Annotated in this window: 18 protein-coding genes; 4 read left to right on the forward strand and 14 right to left on the reverse strand. The window is 61.5% G+C overall.

The window, feature by feature from the left end; genetic code table 11:
* Positions 1-29 precede the first annotated feature (29 nt).
* The 7 genes from Q1V57_RS13770 to Q1V57_RS13800 form a co-directional block, all read right to left on the reverse strand.
* On the reverse strand, positions 30-959 hold the full coding sequence (locus tag Q1V57_RS13770; protein ID WP_300532016.1) for a hypothetical protein: 930 nt from the start codon (positions 957-959) through the stop codon (positions 30-32).
* Complete coding sequence (locus Q1V57_RS13775; protein ID WP_300532018.1) at positions 956-3,508, reverse strand: lanthionine synthetase LanC family protein; 2,553 nt, start codon at positions 3,506-3,508, stop codon at positions 956-958. The genes Q1V57_RS13770 and Q1V57_RS13775 overlap by 4 nt, the downstream gene beginning before the upstream one ends.
* A gap of 170 nt (positions 3,509-3,678) precedes the next feature.
* Positions 3,679-4,224, reverse strand: a complete 546-nt coding sequence (locus tag Q1V57_RS13780; protein WP_300532020.1) for a hypothetical protein — start codon at positions 4,222-4,224, stop codon at positions 3,679-3,681.
* 314 nt (positions 4,225-4,538) lie between these two features.
* Complete coding sequence (locus Q1V57_RS13785) at positions 4,539-5,405, reverse strand: ribokinase (protein WP_300532023.1); 867 nt, start codon at positions 5,403-5,405, stop codon at positions 4,539-4,541.
* The gene (locus Q1V57_RS13790; protein ID WP_300532025.1) at positions 5,405-6,343 is read right to left on the reverse strand and encodes a nucleoside hydrolase; all 939 of its coding nucleotides are present in this window, start codon (positions 6,341-6,343) and stop codon (positions 5,405-5,407) included. Before Q1V57_RS13790 ends, Q1V57_RS13785 begins: the two co-directional genes overlap by 1 nt.
* A gap of 4 nt (positions 6,344-6,347) precedes the next feature.
* Positions 6,348-7,574, reverse strand: a complete 1,227-nt coding sequence (locus Q1V57_RS13795) for a nucleoside transporter C-terminal domain-containing protein (RefSeq protein ID WP_300532027.1) — start codon at positions 7,572-7,574, stop codon at positions 6,348-6,350.
* Between the two features lie 76 nt (positions 7,575-7,650).
* On the reverse strand, positions 7,651-8,277 hold the full coding sequence (locus Q1V57_RS13800; protein WP_300532029.1) for a thymidine kinase: 627 nt from the start codon (positions 8,275-8,277) through the stop codon (positions 7,651-7,653).
* 237 nt (positions 8,278-8,514) lie between these two features.
* Here Q1V57_RS13800 and Q1V57_RS13805 point away from each other — a divergent pair, with 237 nt between their 5' ends.
* From Q1V57_RS13805 to Q1V57_RS13815, 3 genes are all read left to right on the forward strand, one after another.
* A complete protein-coding gene (locus Q1V57_RS13805; protein ID WP_300532031.1) occupies positions 8,515-9,774 on the forward strand; it encodes a helix-turn-helix transcriptional regulator in 1,260 nt (419 codons plus the stop codon).
* 20 nt (positions 9,775-9,794) lie between these two features.
* Positions 9,795-10,520, forward strand: a complete 726-nt coding sequence (locus tag Q1V57_RS13810; protein ID WP_300532033.1) for a DUF4386 domain-containing protein — start codon at positions 9,795-9,797, stop codon at positions 10,518-10,520.
* 67 nt (positions 10,521-10,587) lie between these two features.
* The gene (locus Q1V57_RS13815) at positions 10,588-11,394 is read left to right on the forward strand and encodes an amidohydrolase family protein (protein WP_300532035.1); all 807 of its coding nucleotides are present in this window, start codon (positions 10,588-10,590) and stop codon (positions 11,392-11,394) included.
* Between the two features lie 39 nt (positions 11,395-11,433).
* Here Q1V57_RS13815 and Q1V57_RS13820 read toward each other — a convergent pair whose 3' ends face one another.
* The 7 genes from Q1V57_RS13820 to Q1V57_RS13850 form a co-directional block, all read right to left on the reverse strand.
* Positions 11,434-12,315 carry a DUF1295 domain-containing protein gene (locus tag Q1V57_RS13820; protein ID WP_300532036.1) on the reverse strand — a complete coding sequence of 294 codons (882 nt, stop codon included), beginning with the start codon at positions 12,313-12,315 and terminating at the stop codon, positions 11,434-11,436.
* A gap of 213 nt (positions 12,316-12,528) precedes the next feature.
* Entirely contained in the window at positions 12,529-13,329 is an 801-nt protein-coding gene (locus tag Q1V57_RS13825) for a DUF5694 domain-containing protein (RefSeq protein ID WP_300532037.1), read from the reverse strand.
* A gap of 234 nt (positions 13,330-13,563) precedes the next feature.
* Positions 13,564-14,685, reverse strand: a complete 1,122-nt coding sequence (locus tag Q1V57_RS13830) for a hypothetical protein (protein ID WP_300532039.1) — start codon at positions 14,683-14,685, stop codon at positions 13,564-13,566.
* A gap of 39 nt (positions 14,686-14,724) precedes the next feature.
* Entirely contained in the window at positions 14,725-16,590 is a 1,866-nt protein-coding gene (locus tag Q1V57_RS13835; RefSeq protein WP_300532041.1) for a tetratricopeptide repeat protein, read from the reverse strand.
* Positions 16,583-19,021 (reverse strand): sugar-transfer associated ATP-grasp domain-containing protein, encoded by a 2,439-nt coding sequence (locus tag Q1V57_RS13840; RefSeq protein ID WP_300532043.1) that lies wholly within the window; start codon positions 19,019-19,021, stop codon positions 16,583-16,585. Before Q1V57_RS13840 ends, Q1V57_RS13835 begins: the two co-directional genes overlap by 8 nt.
* Before the next feature lie 23 nt (positions 19,022-19,044).
* Positions 19,045-19,800, reverse strand: coding sequence for a hypothetical protein (locus Q1V57_RS13845; protein WP_300532045.1), 756 nt, complete (start codon positions 19,798-19,800; stop codon positions 19,045-19,047).
* The gene (locus Q1V57_RS13850; protein WP_300532047.1) at positions 19,787-20,299 is read right to left on the reverse strand and encodes an RNA polymerase sigma factor; all 513 of its coding nucleotides are present in this window, start codon (positions 20,297-20,299) and stop codon (positions 19,787-19,789) included. Before Q1V57_RS13850 ends, Q1V57_RS13845 begins: the two co-directional genes overlap by 14 nt.
* A gap of 109 nt (positions 20,300-20,408) precedes the next feature.
* Between Q1V57_RS13850 and Q1V57_RS13855 the strand changes: the two genes are divergently transcribed.
* Positions 20,409-20,729, forward strand: a 321-nt coding sequence (locus tag Q1V57_RS13855; RefSeq protein WP_300532049.1) for a hypothetical protein, incomplete at its 3' end; no start/stop codon positions are given.

The following is a 20,729-nucleotide window of genomic DNA, read 5'->3' on the forward strand; positions in this document are numbered from 1 at the left end:
GTGTTATCGGCAGGCTTGGGGGCAGAGAGTCAGCCTTGCTCGATCGTCTCGCCAGTCTCGTTCTCAACCAGGCGCAGGATTCGCCGCCAGGTCATCGGTAGATCGCCGGGGCCGCCCCCCAGATATCGAGAGGCAGCGGCCAGTAATGCATCCAGCTCAGCGCCGGGCATAGCGGCGCAGAAACGCCGCACGGCCTGCGCGCGCTCGGGCAATCTGTCCGCCAAGCCCTCCCATATCGGGCGCGCATCGAGGGATAGGGTCATGGAGCGCGCACGAGCATCGGCGCAGGTGCTGACGATTTCCGACATCAACTGGTCGGTGAGGAAGACCCGTTCATCACGCCGCAAGTCTGTCTTGGGCTCGGGATCGATCCGCGTGTCTTCACCCAGCGGCCATGGCGCGTCTTTACTCCAGCAATAATCGAGGAGCTGGTCACACAGAGCAATTGCGCCGCGATGATCCCCCAGCGCCCAGACCAGTCGGGCCACATTGCGCGCCAGATGGACGCGGCGCATGGCCACGCTGTGATCAAATTCCAGCGCCAGTGTTCGGCAATGCCGCAAGGCGCTGAGCATCTCCTCCTTCGCCGCCTCATGATGCGCCTCGACATGCTCCACGAAACCAGCGGCGGCGGCGTGGAATGAAGCGGCACTGACCTGGCCTTCCCGGTCCTCGATCCGAGAGGCAATGAGCGCGCTGGCCTCATCGAGAAGCCCCCGGGCTCGACGGGTCTGCGCTTTGCGCGCAAACACAAGCGCCTGTTCGCGCAACTGTGTCGCTTCGTTGAGGGCTTCCATGTCCGCCCTGGACACACGGCGGGAGAGATCGGCGACATAGCGCGCACTCTGGCGCTTCTCCATATTGGCTATGCGCGGGGCCGGGCGATCTGTGCCAGCAGAATAGGCGCGACGGACCTGATCCAGCGCTGTGGCGGAAAACTGGGCGGTGAGCAGATTCATGACCGGGCCTCCCAGAAGGCCGCGGGCAATAATAATGGCATGCTGAGATCCGAGCGATCGGCGGTCCCAGCCCGGGCCAGGGCATGGACGACACCGGCGCACCCCGTCATCAGGTCGGGCTCAAACGCGTGGGCATTCTCGACATGCCAGGCCGAGCCGCGCGACATCGGTACGGCCAGCTCGGCCAACAAGCCGGCAAAGGCGACGCCCTGCTCCTGCATGACCTCGTCGCCTAGGACGTCATGGCCTTCCAGCAGCATTTCAGACAATCCGGCAAGGCCGTGGCACTGGCTCAGATTTGCCGGACGGATCGACGCGGGGATTGAGCGCAAGGCCGCCCTGGCCGTTCCCGCGTGGAGCGCATCACCGGTTGCGCGATAAAGGGCCAGGAAAGCCAGCGCAATGCCTGGCGCCCCATGACACCACCAGGTCCAGGCATCGCTGGTCTCCGGCGTCATCGTCCAGCTGAGCCCACTTCCGCTTGCCGTTGGCGACGCTTCGCCAAGCAGCCAGTCAGCCGCAACAAGCGCCGCGTCGAGCGATGCCTCATCCTTACGCGCAGCCGCGTGGGCGGCGAGGAAATAGACCACGCCAGCAGCCCCGTGCGCAAAACCGGTATAGCTTTGTCCTGTCATCTCGCGAACGCCTTCCGGCAGGGCCCAGCCGCCCTCATCCGCCTGCGTATCCCGCAGATGCCCGGCATAAGCATCCGCCGCCTCGATAAGCCAGGGTTCAGACAGGTGATGGCCGCACAGCAAGGCACCAACCCCCTGACCGGCACTGCCGTGCGACAGGTCTGGCCAGTTGGGCTCTGAGGTGAAGACCTGACGCAGATAGGGCTCGGTCCACGGGCCGGTTTGAATCAATCCCGCCGAAATCGCCTCGCAGATCGCGACCGCCACGCCGGCCTCCCCGAAATGCAGCCCCGGCAACTGGTCGTCGGACGTATCTTCATGAGCCAGCAGCCAGTCAACGGCGCGGTTGACCGTACCGAGAGTTTGCGACGGCGCGATCAGGCCGATACGGGCCGCGCGCGCCAGCATGTAGAGAATCCCCGCCACGCCCCGATTGGCACTGCGATAGACGCGCCAATCGACCACCGGCGCTCCCGTCGGAGTATGCGAGGCTTCCAGCGCCGGAGACAGCCACATGCCATTGTCTTCCGAACGCGCCGCGTCACCGAGCAGCCAGTGACAGCCCGCGCTTGCCTGCTCGATCAGGCGCTGGCGCGGCGGGGATTGCGGTCCAGCGGTTTGCGGCATGGCGACGGCACGATCCAATGCCGCACGCAGAGCCGCAAGGGTCGGGCGATCGGCAGGGTCGAGGGCCAGGCCTCCGGCCAGCAAGCTGCACAATTCGTCACCGGCTCCGGACAAGCGGGCCAGCCGGCGCCCGCCATCCTTTATTCCAGCGGGAAGCTGATGCCCGGCAAAACCTGTCAGCAGCGCCGCCGCAACCGCGGCGAAGGAATAGATATCGTCCGCTATGACCGGCCATTCGCCACGCTTCTGGCCGGGAGATATGAACCCCACCGTGCCCTGACTGAACGGCGCCTCGGTAGACGCAAGGGAATGGGCAAGCTCGAGATCAATCAGCACGGCCTGACCGCCGGACATCCGGATATTGTTCGGCGTCAGATCGCGGTGAACATAACCTTGGGCGTGAAGCGCATCGATCGCTGCCGCGGTTGCGGCCAGATCGCGCAAAAACTGCTCGCGCCCGGCGGCATCGCGCGAATGAAACGGTGTGCCGAGATAGGTGGCGAGCCCATAGCCCTCGACCAGTTCCAGTGCGACATAAGTATCGGCGTCCTGGTCAAACAGGGCGGCCACCTGCGGCACGGCCAAATTCCCGCTCAGAGCCGCAGACAGGCCGGCCTGATGGCGCAGACGATCGCGGATATCACGGCCTTCCACGTCGGACATGCATCCTGCGCGCCCGTGTTTGAGAACCACTTTGCGCACCTGAGCCTGGGACTGCATGTCCAGCGCGAGAAAGACACTGCCCTTGGCGTGATCGGCCAGTTTTCCGGTCGGCAAAAAGCGGCCGCCGAGCAGCTGGTATTGATCTGCTGGCCTGGAGGAGGCGACGGGTTGGAAGCGCTCCGCCCCGGCTGCCCCCTCGGGAACGTTGAACGGAACCTGGTAGCGCACCAGCGGCTCATCTTCATCGAGTGTTTCGAACAGGCCGAGCCGGTTGCGCCGCTTGCGGCCGGCGAACTCGCCGTAGCGGGCATAGACAATGGACCCGAGATGCATGTCCGTGACGATGCTGGGACCAGTAAAGCCGCTTGTGAGGTCGAGCAGTTCAGCGACCAGGTTGGCTGGCCCGGGGTCGGCGATCTCGTCGACATAGATTGTCGCGAACTTGCCAACCTGGGTCGCTCCGAGGAGCCCTTCGTTCAACAGCCCCAGAATGCTCGGATCCGCTGCGACTTTGAACGGCACGTCAAAACGGGCGAGGCAGGGCACGATCCGCTCCATGAGCGATTCCGCCTCGACCTGCACGGATGAGAGATGCAGTTTCCAGCCATGCGGGCGCACGGGCATTCCAACCTGGGCCCAGACCCCCATACGCTTTGCCGGGAGGCCAAGCTCAACAAGCGCATCACAATAAGTGCGCCTATCAGTTTTAGCCCCCCCTGCATCGTGCATCGGTCTCGGTCCCGCGTCGTTATGCTGCCTACTCAGCTCCACCAGAAAACGGACGAAACGCCGCTCTAGCGCATGAAGGCGGAGAACTCCTTGATCTCAGCCTGGATCAGCGGAATGAGCTTCTGGGCATCGTCGATTTCCATTTCCGGCAATGGCGTCGAATACCAGTCGTCCACAGCCGCCAGCACACCGGAGGCGACACAACTGGCGATGCAGCTTGCAGCACAACTGGCCACGCAGCTGCCGCCGCAGGAGGCACCGCAGCTACCGCCGCAACTACCGCCGCAGGAGGCGCCACAGCTGGCACCGCAACTGCCACCACAACTCGCACCGCAGCTCGCACCACAACCATCGCCGTCGCTGGCGCGATGGAAATCTATCGTGATGAGATCCTTCGGATTGACCACGCTGACGAGTGCGCGCTCATTGTCATCGAGCCCCTTGAGCTCCCCCACAACAGATTGCGGGTCGGTGCTCAGCCGGAAATACAAATCCCGGTTGCTCTTCAGCTCAGTGATCAGATTGTCCAGTCCGCTGCCCGCCGCTTCCGACATCGCCTCGGCTTGCGCGCTCGGACGCTTGGTGGTCGGCGGTTTACGTTTTGAAGCCATGAGTTGTCCTCCCCTATCCCGTTACGGGTATGGCTGTGGAACTCGTACATGGGTGTGGTCTCGCCGGGCGCTGTGACACCGTCCGGCACAACCGATACATACCATAGGATTGCATTAAATCAAAACTGCAATCTTTGGTGCTTTTTGTAAAAATGGCGACCGCCTTAGCGAAACGGGAAGCTCCGCTCGTGCGCTTGGCACTGTTTCATAGGGTTCACCCCAAGCGTTGAAGCATGGCTGTTTCGACTAGCTCGAAACGCAAACGCCCTGCCCCGCTGGCTCAACCCCGCCGCAGGTCAGATCGCGGGCTGAGCTCAGCCCACATGCCCCTGGAATAAAAGCGCCTCAACCGCCTGGCGCCGGGGCAGGGCCGGTTGGGCTCCGGCAGTCAGGGTCGCTGCAGCTCCCGCTGCGCAGGCGAATTCGAGCGCGTCTTGGGGTGCCTGCCCCTCCAGCAGGGCGAGCGTCAGAGCGGCAACGAACGTATCACCGGCACCGGTGGCGTCATGCGGGGTGATACGTGGCGGACGGGCCTGCGCAATCTCGATACCGTCACGGAACAGGACCGCGCCGCGCGCGCCCAGCGTCAGGGCCGTCAGGCCGCCCGCGGCGAACAGGCGCTCGGTCCCGTAGAACGCGCACTCAGCCTCGTTGACTATGCACAGGTCCGCGCGTTCCAGGACGGCGGTGTCGAGGGGCTGAGCCGGAGCGAGGTTCAAACTGGTCAGACCGGCACACCGCGCCAGCGCTTCGACCAGAACCTCTACAGGTGTTTCCAGCTGGCCGATCAGGGCGCCCTCGATCCGCTCGGGCAGGTCGGCGACCGTCAATTGCGCATTGGCACCGCTGGCCACGACAATCTGATTATCGCCCTCCGGCTCGACTGCGATCATGGCCACACCGGTCGGCGTACCGGCAATGCTCCGGCAACGCGACAGGTCAACGCCCTCCGCACGCATCAGCGCGAGTGCGGCGTCGGCCTCGTCATCCTCGCCGACACAGGCAATCAGATCGACATCTGCACCCAGGCGCCTGGCCGCGAGCGCCTGATTGGCGCCCTTGCCTCCGGGATGCTTGGCAAAGCCATCACCCAGAACCGTCTCGCCGGCGGCCGGCAGATGGGCGCAGCGCACGACGAGGTCGAGATTGACCGAACCGACAATGGTGATGTTGTGCGTCATCACAGACGCTCCATTTCTGTCACGATCAGATCGAACAAGGCCGTGTCGCGCACCCCGGTCACCCAGTTGATCACCGGCAGGCCGTCCACTTCGCCGGGCGCATGAATGCGGGTCTGTCCGCGGGTATCGCCGGTGCTGCAATCGACATCAATGGCAACCTCACGCGTATCGAAGAGTTCCGGTGCCAGGAGATAACCGACCGTACAGGGGTCATGCAGGGCTGCGCCCTCGGCTCCGTAGACTTCCCCATAGACGCGGTTGACGTGGGCAATCATGTCCGCCGAGGTCAGGCTGGCCGCGTGATCAGCCTGGGTCAGGCGCTGCATGCGTGACGGGGTGCAGCGAAACTGCAGCGTCGCATCGAGCCCGATCAACGTTGTCCTGCAGCCGCTTTCGAGCACCGTTTTCGCCGCATCCGGGTCAGCATAGATGTTGAACTCGGCAAACGGGGTGATATTGCCCCCGGCCTCAGACGCCCCGCCCATGATGACCACGTCACGCACCGCCGCCTTGATCGATGGATCGCGTTGCAGTGCCGTGGCGAAATTCGTCATCGGGCCGGTGATCACCAGCGTGATTGACTGAGGCTCGGCCGCCCCGAACGCGCTGCAAAGATGATCGACCGCATTGGCCGGTTCGAGTGTGCTGATCGCTGCTGGCAAGGTCGCATCGCCTAGCCCGCTGCGGCCGTGGATATGCTCGGCAAAACTCGGTTCAACCCGCAGCGGACGCTCGCAACCGGAATAGACCGGGACATGGCCGCGCCCGGCCAGCGCCAGAATGCCCAGCGCATTCCTTGCACACACATCAACCGGAACATTGCCAGCGACAACGCAGATCGACTGCAGCTCGATCCGGTCCGATGCCCCAAGGGCCACCAGCAGCGCGATGCAGTCATCGACGCCGGGATCACAATCGAGGATGACCCGATGCGTCATCGGATCACCCGGTGAACAACATGCCGGCAATCGCCGCGCTCATCAGGTTGGCCAGCGAACCGGCCAGAACCGCGCGCAGACCAAAGCGAGCAATTTCCGGGATCCGGTCCGGGACCAGGCTGCCCAGCCCCCCGAGCAGAATGCCGACAGAGCTGAGATTGGCGAAGCCGCACAGCGCGATGGTGAGGATGGCCTGGCTGCGCGGCGAGAACTCCTCAAGGCTGCCGGACAGCGTCAGATAGGCGACGAATTCATTGATCACCAGTTTCTCGCCGACAATGGCGCCAGCCGCCTGGGCCTCCGCCACAGGAATGCTTAAAGCCATCATCAAGGGCGCCAAAAGCAGACCGAGAATGCTCTGAATGGTGACGCCTTCGACACCGAAAAGACCCCCGATCACCGCGATAAGCCCGTTCACCAGCGCAATCAGCGAAACGAAAGCGATCAGCATGGCGCCGATATTCAGCGCCAGGTGCAGGCCATCCTTGGCTCCGACAGCCGCCGCCATGACCACATTGGCATGACGCTCACGCTCCGGCGGCGCCTTGACGATATCCTGGGCCTTATCGCCCTCAGCATCTGCCGGCATGATGATGCTGGCCATGAGCAAGCCGCCCGGAGCGGCCATGAAACTGGCCGCCAGCAGGTATTCAACGCTGATCCCGATCTGGGCATAGGCCGCCAGTACCGTACCTGCGACCGAGGCCAGACCGGAGGTCATGATGGCGAATAGCTGGGGCTTGGTAATACCGTCGAGATAGGGGCGAATGACAAGCGGGGCCTCGGTCTGGCCCACGAAAATATTGGCCGCGGCATTGAGCGAAACCACCCGGCCGGCAGACAGCAGCGTATGCAGGCCGACGCCGACAATCCGCACGATCCACTGCATCACGCCGATATGGTAGAGAACAGACATCAAGGCGGAGAAGAAGATAACCACCGGCAATACGTTGAGGGCAAAGCTGAAGCCGACGGATTCAGACACCAATGGTCCGAACACCATCTCGATACCGGCCTGGGAAAAAGCGAGCAGCTGGGTGATGCCTTCCGACATGCCGGCGAGAATGTCCCGGCCAATGGGCAGGAACAGAACAAGCCCGCCGATCGCGACCTGCAACAACAGGGCGCTGAGCACCGTGCGCAAGCGGATTTTCCGCTTATTGGTCGAGAACACAAACGCGATCAGCAAGAGTAGAACGGCCCCCAGGCCGGCGATCATATTTGCACTCATACGTCTATCGTCCCTTCGCCGGTCGATCCGGTCATTGTGTCGAGATTGATCTCTTCTTGTGCCACACCCGGCCGGGTTACTCCCCCGCCGCGCACTCCGCTTGCGCGCTGGTGTTTATCCCGCTTTGCAGCCGTTCAAGCCAGTGCTTGCGGCACAGCGATACATAGGCGTCTTTCGACACCCCCACCTGTTGCCCCTCGGTGACCGCGTCACCGGACGGGTCGAAACGCAAATTCATCGTTGCCTTGCGGCCGCAATGGCAAACCGTGCGGACTTCGCGCAAATCATCCGCGATCGCAAGCAGTGTCGCAGCACCGTCAAACAGCTTGCCCTGGAAATCGGTGCGCAATCCGTAGCATAGAACGGGAATGCCCAGCTCATCGCCGACCCGGGCCAGCTGCCAGACCTGGTCGCGGCTGAGGAATTGAGCCTCATCGACGAAGACAGCGTCGACCCCGTGCTCCTCCCGGTAGGCTTCGATATGGGCGAAGATATTCATCTCGCCGCGATATATGTGCGCTCGGGCCCGCAGCCCGATCCGGGATTCAATCTCGCCAAAAGCGGCTGTCTTGTCCGCAGCGTGATGGGCCGACGTCCACAGCATCACCTTCATGCCGCGTTCGCCGTAATTGTGCGCGGCCTGAAGCAAGATCGCCGACTTGCCCGCATTCATTGCGCTGTAGGTGAAGTAGAGCTTACCCATGATCCGGTGTCGGTTTGCCTCCGGCCCTTGCCGGATACCGGCTAGCTGTGGCCTCCAGATAATCCCACGAGGCGCGGCAGATCAATCACCGCGGACGGCTGTTCAACACGTATACCGGTCTAAGCCGTTGAATCCGGCTGAAACAGACGGCGGGGTCCGGTCGGGAATCCCGGTGGTCTACGGCGTCAGCGGGATCGGAGATTGCCACGGGCCTCGATCCGTTAGACAACACAGGCAATGTTCAACACGTTTTCGACAATCGCCTACGCGATCGCAGCCGGCTCGCTGGGCTTTGCGCTGTTGATGGCGATCACCAGCCCGGGTCCGCGCCGAGACCGGACCGTGTTCTTCGCCTTGCTGCTGATAGCCCTGCTCGTGCACATGCTTGGCCAGCTTCTTGTCGTGTCCGGCGCTTATGCATTGGCGCCGCACCTGGTGGGTTTTGATTTATCGATCAAGACGATCCTTGGCCCGGCAATCTTCTTCTACACCCGCGCCCTGATTTCGCCGGAACGACCACGCTTTGGCGGCCGCGACTGGTGGGCGCTGCTCGGGCCGGCGCTGGTGATTGTCATAAGCCTGCCCTTTGCCACACTGAGTGCCGAGGAGAAGCTCGCACTCGTTGACCCCGCAACCCGCAATCCGGAGCATTATGCGATCGCCGTTTTCGTCTGCACGGCATCACTTTTCATTTTCCTGACTTTCACCGCGATCTATCTCAGCGCCGCCTTGAAGCTGCAGCACGCGCACCGGCACAAGATGATGCAGGAATTCGCCAATATCGAGCGGCGCTCGCTGGACTGGTTGCGTATGATCCTGCTCGTCTTCGCCGGCGCCTGGGTGTTTTTCACCATCAAACAAGGGATGTGGCTGACCGGAACCTCGGTTCCGGCTTTCAATCTCGCCTTGGCCGTCACTGAGTCCCTGGCGATTGCAGCCTTCGCCTATCTCGGCTTGCGGCAGCCGCAACTCGCTTCCGATCAACCGCAGAAGGCAGATGTTCCCGCCCGGCGCCAGTTACTTTCCGAAGAACGCTTGAACCGCACCGCTTCCAAGTTGATCAACGCGCTGAACACCGATGCGCTCTATGCCGACAGCGCCTTGTCACTGCGCAAGCTGTCAGACGTTACCGGGGTCACCAAGAACCATATCTCAGAGACGCTGTCCCAGCATCTGGGGATGAATTTCTTTGATTTCGTGAACAGCCACCGGGCCGCCGAGGCCAAGCGCCTTTTGGGTCAAACCAACCTCACCATTCTCGAGATTGGTCTTGAGGTCGGCTTCAACTCGCGGTCCACTTTCAATGCCGCTTTCAAAAAACATGTTGGAACGCCACCGAGCACCTATCGCACGGCTCTGCGCAAGAACGGGTCAGGCGAGAGTAAAGAGCGGGAAAAGTCGCTGATATCGACGTCCGAATGGCCCCATCCGGACGACAGACCATCTAAACCGCGCCATGCACACACCCATCCGGCGATCACCGCCGGTCTGGTTTAGTGTTGTTACGGGGCGCTTAAATGTCTGCCATTCTCCAAAACGAAGCCACCGTCCGCCGCATGGCCCGGCTGGCCGGTCTTTCCTATGTTATCTACAGCGCGGCGGGGATCTATATGACCTTCGGGCCGCCGCCATCGATCCGGGCGCTCTCCGAAGACGCCGGGGCAACGGAGTCCCTTGCCTTCCTGTTCCGGACAGGCCTCCTGGCCGAGGCAGTGATGTATACCTTCGTCTGCGTCTCTGCTGCGGCCATGTATGCCGTGCTGCGCTCGGTCAGCCAGGGAACGGCGCTCACCGCGGCCTTCTGCCGGCTCATTGAAGGCGCCATGGGCGCAACCTTCATTATCTTCAAATATGCCGCCTTCACCGCAGTGATAAACCCGGACCTGATGCCGGCATTTTCCGGTGAGGAGCGGACCTCGCTGGTGATGTTGCTCCGCGATGTCTACAGCTCGACGATCTATTTCCTGCTCATGCCGATGGCTGTAGGTGGAGTGCTCTATTTCTCCCTGTTCTTCCGCGCTCGCTTTATTCCCAGATGGCTGGCCTGCTGGGGCATGTTCACCTATCTGGTGATCGGATCAGTCGCTGCCCTCGTTATCCTGTTCCCGGCCCTGGAAGATCACATCATGCTCTTCTTCCTGCCCGGCGCGCTGTTCGAATGGGTTGTGGCCTTCTGGCTCCTCTTCGCCGGCATCAACACCCGCCACTGGATGCGCAAACAGGACGGCGCCGTGGAATCGTAGCCCGCTTGCCTCGCTCTACGCTCACGATAGAAGATATGGGTATCCGTGAGCGTGGAGGGAGAGCGGGATGATCATCGATGTTTGGGCCCAGCACCCGACCCTGCGCCATAGCCAATCACCGATCTTCGACTCGCTCCGGCGCTGGACAAAAACGGAGCGGCCGACAGAGCCGCTCCCCGTTGCCGCGACACTCGCGGCGATGGATCAGGGAGCGGTCAATCTCTCCCTGATCAGCGCCTGGCAGGCCCCGGGCCACGACCTCATTTCCAATGACGAGGTCGCCGCCTTTGTGAGCGAAGCTGAGGGACGTCTGATCGGCGTCGGCTCGGTGGACATTTCCCGCCCGATGGACGCCGTCCGGGAGATCCGGCGCTGTGTCGAAGAACTCGGCTTCAAGGCTATTCGGGTGCTGCCCTGGCTGTCACAACGCGCGCCAACCGACCGGCTTTTCTACCCGGTCTATGCGGCCTGCTGCGAGCTGAACGTGCCATTTTGCACCCAGATCGGACATACCGGCCCACTGATGCCGTCAGAGGTCGGCCGGCCCATCTATCTCGATCAGGTGGCTCTGGATTTTCCCGAACTGGTGATCGTTGCCGGCCATATCGGTTATCCCTGGACCGAAGAGGCTATCGCCGTCGCGACCAAGCACGAAAATGTCTATATCGACACATCCGCCTATACGGCCCGCCGCTATCCGGAGGAGCTGGTGCGCTATATGAAAGCGCATGGCGCGAGCAAGGTCATGTTCGGCACCAATTACCCGATGATCAGCCCGGCCAAGGCTCTAGAGGGTCTGGACCAGCTTGAGCTCGGCGCAGAGATGACGCAACTCTTCCTGTCGGGCAATGCCAAACGGGTATTCCGTATCTAAGCGCCCTGAGATCAGACCGGTCACTTGCCAATGCGCCGACTAGTCGACGGGCTGACTCTTCCGGCCAAAGGGGAAAAGGACCGGCGTCTTCTGGCAATAGGCCTGGTATTCGGGATCCTCGCCCCATTTTTCCTTGGCCCGGTTTTCTAGCAGCGGCACACCGCTGACGCGGGTCAGCAGCAGGTAGACGAAGACCGGCGAAATCAGCACGACCCATTGCGGACCGCTCAGTACCGGGAGGGCCATTATGGCTATTCCCAGCCACAACACGATCTCACCGACATAATTCGGATGGCGCGACCAGGACCAGAGCCCGGTCGCGATAAAGCGGCCGGCATTGTCCGGGTCTTTGCGAAACGCGCTTTTCTGCGCATCGGCAACCACTTCCAGACCGAAGCCCGCAAGCCAGAGGGTCAGGCCTGCATAGAAGAACACGCCCGGCTCGACACGGGTTTCAGTGGTAATCACCACCAGCGCACAGGCCGCGGTCAGCGTCACCCACAGCCCCTGCAGCGACCAAGTCACCAGGAAGCGGAGCGGGTTCGTCTTGATCTGATCGAAACGGCGGTCATAGCCGTCCTTCTGGATGCGCAGGAACAGAAACCCGCCCAGCCGGATTGCCCACACAGCCACCAGGGCGGCGACCACAAGGGCCCGCAAATCGAGCGGCTGCGACAGCACTGCCGCCACTCCGATAACGCTGAGATAGGTTACAGCACCGGTCAGATCGTAGAATTTCTCGCTCCTGGCCAGCGCCGAGGGAATGAAAACCAGCCAGTTCACGCCGAAGGCAATAAGCCCGCACGCGAAGATCACCGAACACCCGGCAACACGCTCATCGCCCAGCCCTGCAACATAGGAAATGCCCAGCCCGATGAGGGCGACAATGAGGATGACAAGAAGGGTGCGGATCGATTTCATGGTCACCTCTCGAGCGAAGCCCGTCCCAAGTTAGCGCAGTTTCAGGGCCGTTCACCCCAACCGCGCCACTAGAGATATGCGGTGAAAGCACCGGGAGGCAAATCGCCCGCGGCCCTGCATACCGCCTGTCCTTCAGGCGGCACACAGGGCCGGGCGCCAAAACCTCTACCGGTCATGACCCGTATACTGCGAGGCCCGAACAGGCCGGCTGGCCTATTGGAGGTAATCCAGCGGATCCACCAGCTCGAAGCCGGGCGCTTCATCAAAGAACTGATCCAGCAGGTATTTATGGCCGGAACCATAAACGACCAAGATCCGGTCACCCGGCTCGGCGTGACTGGCGATGTTAGAGAAAATGATGAGATTGCGTTCCCACCAGTCACCCATATTGCGGGCGCCAACCGGATCCTCGACACTGCCCATCTGGGCAAGCACAAGATAGCCATTGTGAAGATCAAGCACATCCTGCGAATTCACGAAGGCCAAACGCTCGTAAACCGTGCCATTTTCCATCGCGCCCATCATATCGACGACATTGGCGTTGAAGTTCGCGAAATCAGACAGAACGCGCGTTTGCTGACTGGCCTCGGCCGCCGCGACCATGGCGGAAAAATCCATCCCATTGCGATAATCGACAGCGTAGAGCTGCTCGTGGCCAAAACGTCCGGCCATCGCCATGCCGATCTGTTGGCTCTCGCTGGCCCGCAGTGTGTACTCACCGGCGAGATACTCGCGATAGCGCTCGTTGAAGACGTCTTCGCGGTCCGGTGTGAGCTCGACCATGACCTTGGTAGGAGCGAAGCGCTCAAGCTGATCAAGCACAACCGCGATTTCCGCGCGACGCGTCGGCGAGGTGTGATTGTCGACGTCAAGATTGTGCAGGTCTGCACCGCCAGAGAAGTGATAGCTTCCGAGCACCATGACTTCGATCGGAGCTTCATCCTGCGCCAGCACCGACGGAGCGCAGAACGCGAGTGAAGAGAACGCCGCCAGAGCGGTTATCGAACGCAACATTTAGGATCCTTTCTAAAGATCTGTTGGAATGTTGCCTGTGGGATGCGCGCAATGCGGATTCCGGATGCACCCAGCCACAAAAGTTTTTTGAAATGTTGGTTCGGCCATTGATAGAACGGACCAGCCGATTAGCCCATGACGGCTCACCCTCACCTTATTGGCCGCAGGCAAGATTGAGCTTGTTTTGTGTAGTGCAGCTGAGCCGGCAGGCGGAAAACGCTACGTGCCCCACACTCAGCCGAATTCAACGACGATCCCGACCCGCGCAACGGTGCGATCATAATTGAAGGCGTCGTTGGGACTGGAGAAATCATCATGGGTGAGCGACAGGTCGAGCCAGATTTCGCGGTCTTCGGAGCGCATGAGGCGACGGTCATAGGACAGTGTGAGGCGCAGGCCGTCATTGGGCGCAACATTCTCCTCATCATTCACGATCAGGGCTGCGGGAATATTGTCGAAGGTAAAATCGCGATACTCGATCTCGGCGGAAAATCGATTGCCCCATTCCGGCATATAGCGATAGCGCAAGCGGGTACGGTGCAGTGAGGTGTCGTAATAGCCGGTGACATTGTCCTCACGCAGATCAAAGCTGTAAGCGAGGCGGATATCATGGTCTGGCCGGAAAACGTATTTCCAGCTCGCATCAATGTTGAGGTAGCTGAACTCCACGTCGGTCCCGGACAGAAAGCCGGTATCGAGCGCCCGACCGCGGCGATCATCGAACACGCGATGACCGAGCGACACCCCGATCTGGGCATCGGTAATCCGGTCTGGCCAGTAGCGCAGGCGCGCATGGGCGAAGACCTGGTCATAATCCAGATTGGACAGCCCCAATGCGGTGTAGTCCTCATAGGACCGGCTGCGGCCATCGCCCTGCAGCCGCAAAGTCCAGGCCTCCGATAGGGTAATGTCCGCGCGGGCCCGGAACTCCATGGAACTCTGATCAAAGCGATCAGCGATATCGCTGCCGCCGAACTGACCGATCTCGCCGGTATTGCGGCTGACAAAACTGCGGTCGAGCCCGGCACCACGCACATGGAATTCGAGCTCTGCGGGCTTGCCGAAAAGCGTGGTTTCGTTCTCGTAGCCGACGGTAAGGGCATAATCCGTGCGGTTGCCGTCGGCGCTCTGGGCCGCGAGATGACCGATACGGGCGTCGAGACCAAACCCGTTGGCAAAACCGTGCTCAAACCTCAACTCGGTATCGAGAAAACCGCCTTCACGGCGATCAAACTGATCGGACAAGCGGAACGGGTTATCATCATAACCCGTCTCCAGTGTCGCGGTGATCTGGGCCGTAGCCGCGGGCGCCGCCAGGGCAAGTGCGACAAGAGAAACGGAAAGCGATCGGATCATGACGGTACCTTTTTGCTGGAACCTTGGCAGGTCAAGGGACTAGCCGGCATAATTAGCCAGCATTGTGGTTGCGGTTTCATTGCCGGGATCAAGGCGGAGGATGCGTTCGAGCTCCATCCGGGCATCGACCTCGCGGCTCAGGCGCATCAACGTCTCGGCGCGGCTTTGCCGGATCGAGATCAGGGCCGGCTGCAGCTCGACAAGACTGTCGAGCGTCTCCAGCGCAGCATCGAAACGCCCGGCGCGGTACTGGATATCCGCAAGAGCAGTCCCGACGCTCATATCGTCGGTGTTGAGATCATAGATGACCCGGTAGATTTGCTCAGCCCGGCCCAATTGCTGGTTTGCATCGAAAATCCCGGCGAGAGCCCGCAGCGCCCGGGTTTCGTTCGGGTGATCATCGAGATAGGCGAACAAGGTAGTAATCGCCGGCTCTGACTGGCCGACCGAATTGAGCGCTTGTGCGAATTCGATCGTCATGCGGCCGGAACGCGGCAGGAGTTGGTGGGCCCGGCGGTGCGCGCTCAGCGCCGCTTGCGGATCGGTTTGCGCGCGCGCCAGATAAAGCCAGAAGATCGGACTTTGATCATTGTTCGCGACGAGGGCTTGCAGCTCAGCGCGCGCTTCCTCTGTGCGCCCATCGCGATAAAGCTGCCTTGCGATCTGGAACCGGGTTGGCTGGAAGAAGATGGACGCGCTGGCCAGATCATCCGCGAAGCGCCGGGCATTGTCATAATCACCGACATCGAGATGGCCGAGAATCTGAAGAAACACATCCCGCTCCGCCAACCCATGACCGGCCTCATGGGCCCGCAGATGCCGCAGTACAGACGCGTTGGAGCCATTGAGGATCTCTTCGAGTAATTCCGCTTGTCCCTCCTGCGCGCCGTCCAACTCCATGGAGCGAAGCGTCCGTAGAACATTGCGCGCGGCCGACGGGCGTTCGGAAACCAGCAGGTTCAGCGCCCGGCTGAGCAGCACCTCGCCATCTTGCGGCATCATGCGGCTGGCACTGCGGAAAGGCGCCAGCGCGTCATCGAAACGCCCGGTCGAGAAGAAAAACTCCGCCAGCCCTATTTCGATCAGCCCATTGCCGGGAGACAGGGCGGCAGCACGCTGAAAGGTGGCAATCACCTCATCCTGAGCGATCGCGCCGGAGCGCGCCTGGGCCTGGGCGAGGCGGCGCCATGTCGGGGCGTGCGACGGCCGAAACTCGATGGACTGCTGGAAGGCCCGCTCCGCCTGATCGAACTCGGCCAGCTCCATGTGAAGTATACCGAGAAGGGCGAAGGATTTGCCCTTTCGGCGGCCACTGGTGATTTCGACCGCTCGTTCCAGAACCGGCCGGGCAGCGCCATGCTGATCCAGCCGCATCAACAGAATGGCCAGATTGATATGCCCGGCCTGATGGTTGGGATTATTGGCGATATGGCGCTGATACGCGATGAGCGCCGCGTCGATCTCCCCGCTTCCCTTGAGCGCTTCGGCGTAGGCAAAGGAGGCCTCGAGACCGTCGCGCTCATCCGGGCTCAGCGACCGCAGAACAACCAGGGCTTCGGCAAACCTGTTGCGAGACGACAGAAGACGCCCGGTGAACGCGGTCATGGCCAGCCGGGCTTCCGGCGTCGCGAGCTCAAAGAGTTCAAGCTCTGACAGGGTGTCGAGCTGGAAGCTGCCGGCTGCGGTCGCAATGACCTGCCCGGTCAATGCTTCGGTTACGGCTTCGGGCAAGGCCGTTGTAATTCGGGCATCAAACTCCTGGCCATCATCGGACGACAGGGCAAAGGCCAGCAGGCTTTCATTATTCGCCCGCATCTGGTGCTCAATTCCCCAGGCCGCAGCGATGAATGCGAGTGCGGCGATGGCCAGCGCCGGCGCGGAGGTCAGGATGCGCTTCTTATGCATAGCGGAGCTCCTCCTGTTGCGGCGCTGCGAACAGGCCGCGTTTCTGCACATTCTGGATTTCGATACCCGGCCGCCCGTTCACTTCCAGGACCAGCGGGCCGCGGGTACGGTCGATACAGATATCCACCCCGATATAGCCTAGCGGGATAGCGTGGCTGGCATTGCGGGCGGTCATCAGGGTTTCAGCCCAGTGCGGGAGCTGAAAGCCGATCAGCGGGCAATGCGTATCGGGGTGGATGTCGACGGACTTGCCCTTCATCGAAGCGTGCGCCACCTGCCCGCTGGCCAAATCTATGGCCAGCCCGAGCGCACCCTGGTGCAAGTTCGCCTTTCCTCCTGAAAGCTGGGTCGGCATCCGCAACATCGCGGAAATGATCTTCTGCTCGTGCAGGATGACCCGCACATCGGAGAGGCCCAGCGCCGCAATCTGATCGAGGCTCTGATGCTGTCTCAACAAGGGCTCGATGAAGGCGACATCTTCCGATCCGTCCTGGGAGAAAGACCCGGCCAGAATTTCGCAAATGTGGTGGCTGATATCATCCGCGCTGAGACGGCGCCCGCCGGGGGTCATGAAGGCATCACCCTCCCGCTCTTTGACGATCAGAATGCCATTGCCTTGCGAGCCGCGATTGGGCTTCAACGCGAAGGCGTCAAGCAAGCCTGCGGTATGCAGCACCTCACCGAGCTGGGTGTGTGTCCGGCAAACGGCGAGGTCATCAGCGACAGGAACGCCATGCTCTCGCAGGACTGACTTACTTTGCACCTTGTCAGCGGCGAGTTCGAGAAGCTCCGGCGTATTGAGGGAATTGACCAGAGCCACATTGCGCTCATTGATGCTGAGCACCGGCCCGGAATCGAGGATGTTGCGGAAGCGGAAATACTCCAGCAAACGCATCCCGGTCCACCGCCCCGCGGCGATCTGCAAGGCCAGAACCAGCACCAGCAATTCCGGCAACAGGGCAATCAGCCCCTGCAAGGTGACCGAGGAAAACGCAACATAACAACACGCGATCGCCACGACTGTGCCGGCGGACGACACCAGCATGCCCCGCAAACTGCCTTCAGCGACCATGTTATGGATGCGCTCGGCCAGGAAGGAGATGATGACGATCGGGAACAGAGCCAGCACGCCGAATTCGAGTTCGGTTTCGCGCCCGAAATTGAACAACAGGACAATGAAGAGCAGCGTGACCAAGGTGATGATTGCAGCCAGACGCGGAACCTTGAGCAGCTTGTAGCGCCCGAGCCAGGCTTGCCCCAGAAATGCGAAGCCTACAACGCCTCCAAAGACCAGCGTCCCCACTACCAGCCCGGTCTGGACGCAGGCCGCAGCAACCAGCATGGGCATGAAAGTCCCAAACGTCTGGATGCCTATGACATTGCGCAGAAAAACAATGATCAGCGCCGCGATCGGAAACATCAGGAACACACCGATCATCTTTTCGTTGAGACCGGTCAGCGACATCAATTCTGCCGCGTTCAGCGTCGGCAGAGCACTGCTACGCTCTTCAAACCGGAACAGCGCGGAAGACGTCTGCTGCTCGCGGATCGAAAACCGGTAGTCGAAATTGATGTTCGAGCTGTGGGTGAACAGGGCCTCGTCACCGGTATAGAGTCGGAGGTAGTTTTCCGGCAGCGCGCCGAAATGACCATTGGTCGGATCGAACGGCACCCAGCGCCCTTCAATCAGCACCTCAACCCATTGATGCGATGTCCGCTTGGAACCGTTATTAAGCACCACACCGCCCACAAGCCGGGCCGGAATATTGTTCAGCCGGGCCAGCGCCGCGAAAAGACGCCCCTTGCCGTTGCAACTGGCCTGCTGCAGGCGCAGCGCCGTCAGTGCATCGGTGTATCCCTTGAATGGAGCCGGAGAGATTTCCTCATAGGTATAGCTGTAGATCGCCCGCAGGACCGGGAGCAGCTCGTTGACCTGGGCTGGTGCGATGGCGGCCCAGAGCTCAGCGATCTCAGGATGTCCGACCTGAATGCCGTCGGTGGCCTGCAGGTGCATTTCCATTCCGTCCGGACGGGCCGGGATGGTCAGGTCCTCATCCAGATCGAACCGCACGGCCTGTAGCGCGATCAGGGCTTCATAGCGGATCTCATCCACATCCTGACCGGTCCAGCGCCCGAAACGTCCGCTCTGGTCACTACGGTCATCGAACTGCATATCGGCGGAACGAACCGCTTCCCGCAGGATTTCCTGGCGCTCGCTTGAGCGGGGCAGATAGGTAGCCACCGAAACCTCGGCGTCTTGCGCATCAAAACGCATCACCAGGCTATAGTGATACAGCGTCTCCGCCTTCAGGCGCGACAGCGTGTCCGGCGATTGGCGGAAATGCACGATAAGAAGACCCGTGCAGACCAGCACCAAAATCAGGACAGGGTTGAGCAGAGCACGCAAGGGTGCCGTCGTGAGAAATCGCACGCTTCAAAATCCCTTGTTTTTGATCAGTTTTCGCGGTCGGGCGCCGGTTCACGCCACTGATTGCCGATGCGCTCAGCTTCCGCCTCGGCCGACATCGGCGCACTGGTCATCAGCTGGTCCGCCAGCACGTCGAATATCACCGAGGTTTCTGCACTGGCGGTGCGGTAGCCGATTCCACCTGACGAAACCGCATCCTGTGTGACCACCAGAACCGTCCAGGCTGAGGCGTCACGGCAGGCCAGCGCCCTTTGACTTTGAGTGCTGACCTCCCGGCACACCCCTGTGTCCGAGGCGAAGCTGAGGGTCGGGGAAATCCCACCGACACTCGCACCGCTCGGGGTCCGCTCCAGAGCCGCATAGAGCGCGGATCCGGGTTCAACCGGTCCGGCCGGCAGACCGGCAGGGGCCCCAGACCCTGTGAGCTGCATCACCTGGGTGCCGATCAGCAGACCAAAGAGCAAAGAGGCCGCAAGGCTGGCCGGCATGGTCCAGCCGGACAGACGTGACCTCCCGGACGACAGGGTCACCACTTGCCCGGAAACGGCCGGCTCCACCTTCGCCGCGGACGCCCCCTCGACCATCGCCAGGATATGATCGGGTACGTCCTCCTCGGCGATACCGCCCAGGGTTTCGCTTAGCACCGCGTCGACATTATGCAGGCGCGCCAAACGCTCGCGCAGGCTCGCATCATCCTGCAGGGCCGTCTCGACGGCACCGGCCGCGTCCTCGGCCAGCTCGCCATCGAGATAGGCGGATAACTGCTGATCAGTGAAGCTCATGGCTCGCCCCTTTCTGCGTCAGGACGGGGTCGTCGCCGAACTGGCCGGCAAGCGCTTTTCGTGCCCGGGCCACCCGGCTCATTACCGTGCCAACCGGCACATCCAGCGTCTGCGCTGTCTCGGCATAGCTGAAGCCTTCCACAGCAACGAGAACCAACGCTACACGCTGATCGTCCGGCAGGGCGTCAAGAGCCGCATTTACATCTCGCAGGGTGAGGCGCGCCATGGCCGAGACTTCTCCGTCTTCACCGCGCAGCTGATCGGACATTTCCTCAACTGCGACATGGGACCGGACTTTTCGGCTGCGCACCTCATCGATCCAGATATTGCGGCAAATCCGGAAGCTCCATCGCAGGAGATCCGCATTATCCGGCACGCTCCGAGTCAGCAGGCGTTCAACCACCTTCTGCAGCAGATCATCGCCCTCGGAACGATCCCCCGCCAGGGAAATTGCGAACCGCCTTAGCCGGGGCAATATGGAGATCAATTCGTCGTTCACCGCGTTGTCCAATTGGTCTTGTTACCGTGTTGACGTTTCAGGAGCGGTTTTATTCCATCCTGCTGTAAGTTTTTTTCAGACCGTCCTTTCCGGACCGGAGGCCAGGGCAATGATGACGCAATGGTGGACCCTTGGCAGGCTGAGCTTCAAGCCCATCCTGATCGCCGGCTCGGCCCTGCTTCTCCTCAGCATTCCCCCTTTCAATCTGGACCCTTTCCGGGCGCAGGCTGCGACCGGCATCCTAAATCAGGAAAGTGATGAGGAGGAAGACGGCCTGCAGGAGGAAGAGGAAGAGGAAGAGGAAGAGGAAGAGGAAGAGGAAGAGGAAGAGGAAGAGGAAGAGGAAGAGGCCGAGGAGGAAGAGGCCGAGGAGGAAGAGGCCGAGGAGGAAGAGGCCGAGGAGGAAGAGGCCGAGGAGGAAGAGGCCGAG

Source organism: Maricaulis sp. (assembly GCF_030149425.1).
Classification (GTDB): domain Bacteria; phylum Pseudomonadota; class Alphaproteobacteria; order Caulobacterales; family Maricaulaceae; genus Maricaulis.

Coding starts and splice junctions, on each gene's coding strand:
- Q1V57_RS13770 (WP_300532016.1), bottom strand. CDS start 959: ATGAATCTGCTCACCGCCCAGTTTTCCGCCACAGCGCTGGATCAGGTC.
- Q1V57_RS13775 (WP_300532018.1), bottom strand. CDS start 3,508: ATGCCCGTGCGCCCGCATGGCTGGAAACTGCATCTCTCATCCGTGCAG.
- Q1V57_RS13780 (WP_300532020.1), bottom strand. CDS start 4,224: ATGGCTTCAAAACGTAAACCGCCGACCACCAAGCGTCCGAGCGCGCAA.
- Q1V57_RS13785 (WP_300532023.1), bottom strand. CDS start 5,405: ATGACGCACAACATCACCATTGTCGGTTCGGTCAATCTCGACCTCGTC.
- Q1V57_RS13790 (WP_300532025.1), bottom strand. CDS start 6,343: ATGACGCATCGGGTCATCCTCGATTGTGATCCCGGCGTCGATGACTGC.
- Q1V57_RS13795 (WP_300532027.1), bottom strand. CDS start 7,574: ATGAGTGCAAATATGATCGCCGGCCTGGGGGCCGTTCTACTCTTGCTG.
- Q1V57_RS13800 (WP_300532029.1), bottom strand. CDS start 8,277: ATGGGTAAGCTCTACTTCACCTACAGCGCAATGAATGCGGGCAAGTCG.
- Q1V57_RS13805 (WP_300532031.1), top strand. CDS start 8,515: ATGTTCAACACGTTTTCGACAATCGCCTACGCGATCGCAGCCGGCTCG.
- Q1V57_RS13810 (WP_300532033.1), top strand. CDS start 9,795: ATGTCTGCCATTCTCCAAAACGAAGCCACCGTCCGCCGCATGGCCCGG.
- Q1V57_RS13815 (WP_300532035.1), top strand. CDS start 10,588: ATGATCATCGATGTTTGGGCCCAGCACCCGACCCTGCGCCATAGCCAA.
- Q1V57_RS13820 (WP_300532036.1), bottom strand. CDS start 12,315: ATGAAATCGATCCGCACCCTTCTTGTCATCCTCATTGTCGCCCTCATC.
- Q1V57_RS13825 (WP_300532037.1), bottom strand. CDS start 13,329: ATGTTGCGTTCGATAACCGCTCTGGCGGCGTTCTCTTCACTCGCGTTC.
- Q1V57_RS13830 (WP_300532039.1), bottom strand. CDS start 14,685: ATGATCCGATCGCTTTCCGTTTCTCTTGTCGCACTTGCCCTGGCGGCG.
- Q1V57_RS13835 (WP_300532041.1), bottom strand. CDS start 16,590: ATGCATAAGAAGCGCATCCTGACCTCCGCGCCGGCGCTGGCCATCGCC.
- Q1V57_RS13845 (WP_300532045.1), bottom strand. CDS start 19,800: ATGAGCTTCACTGATCAGCAGTTATCCGCCTATCTCGATGGCGAGCTG.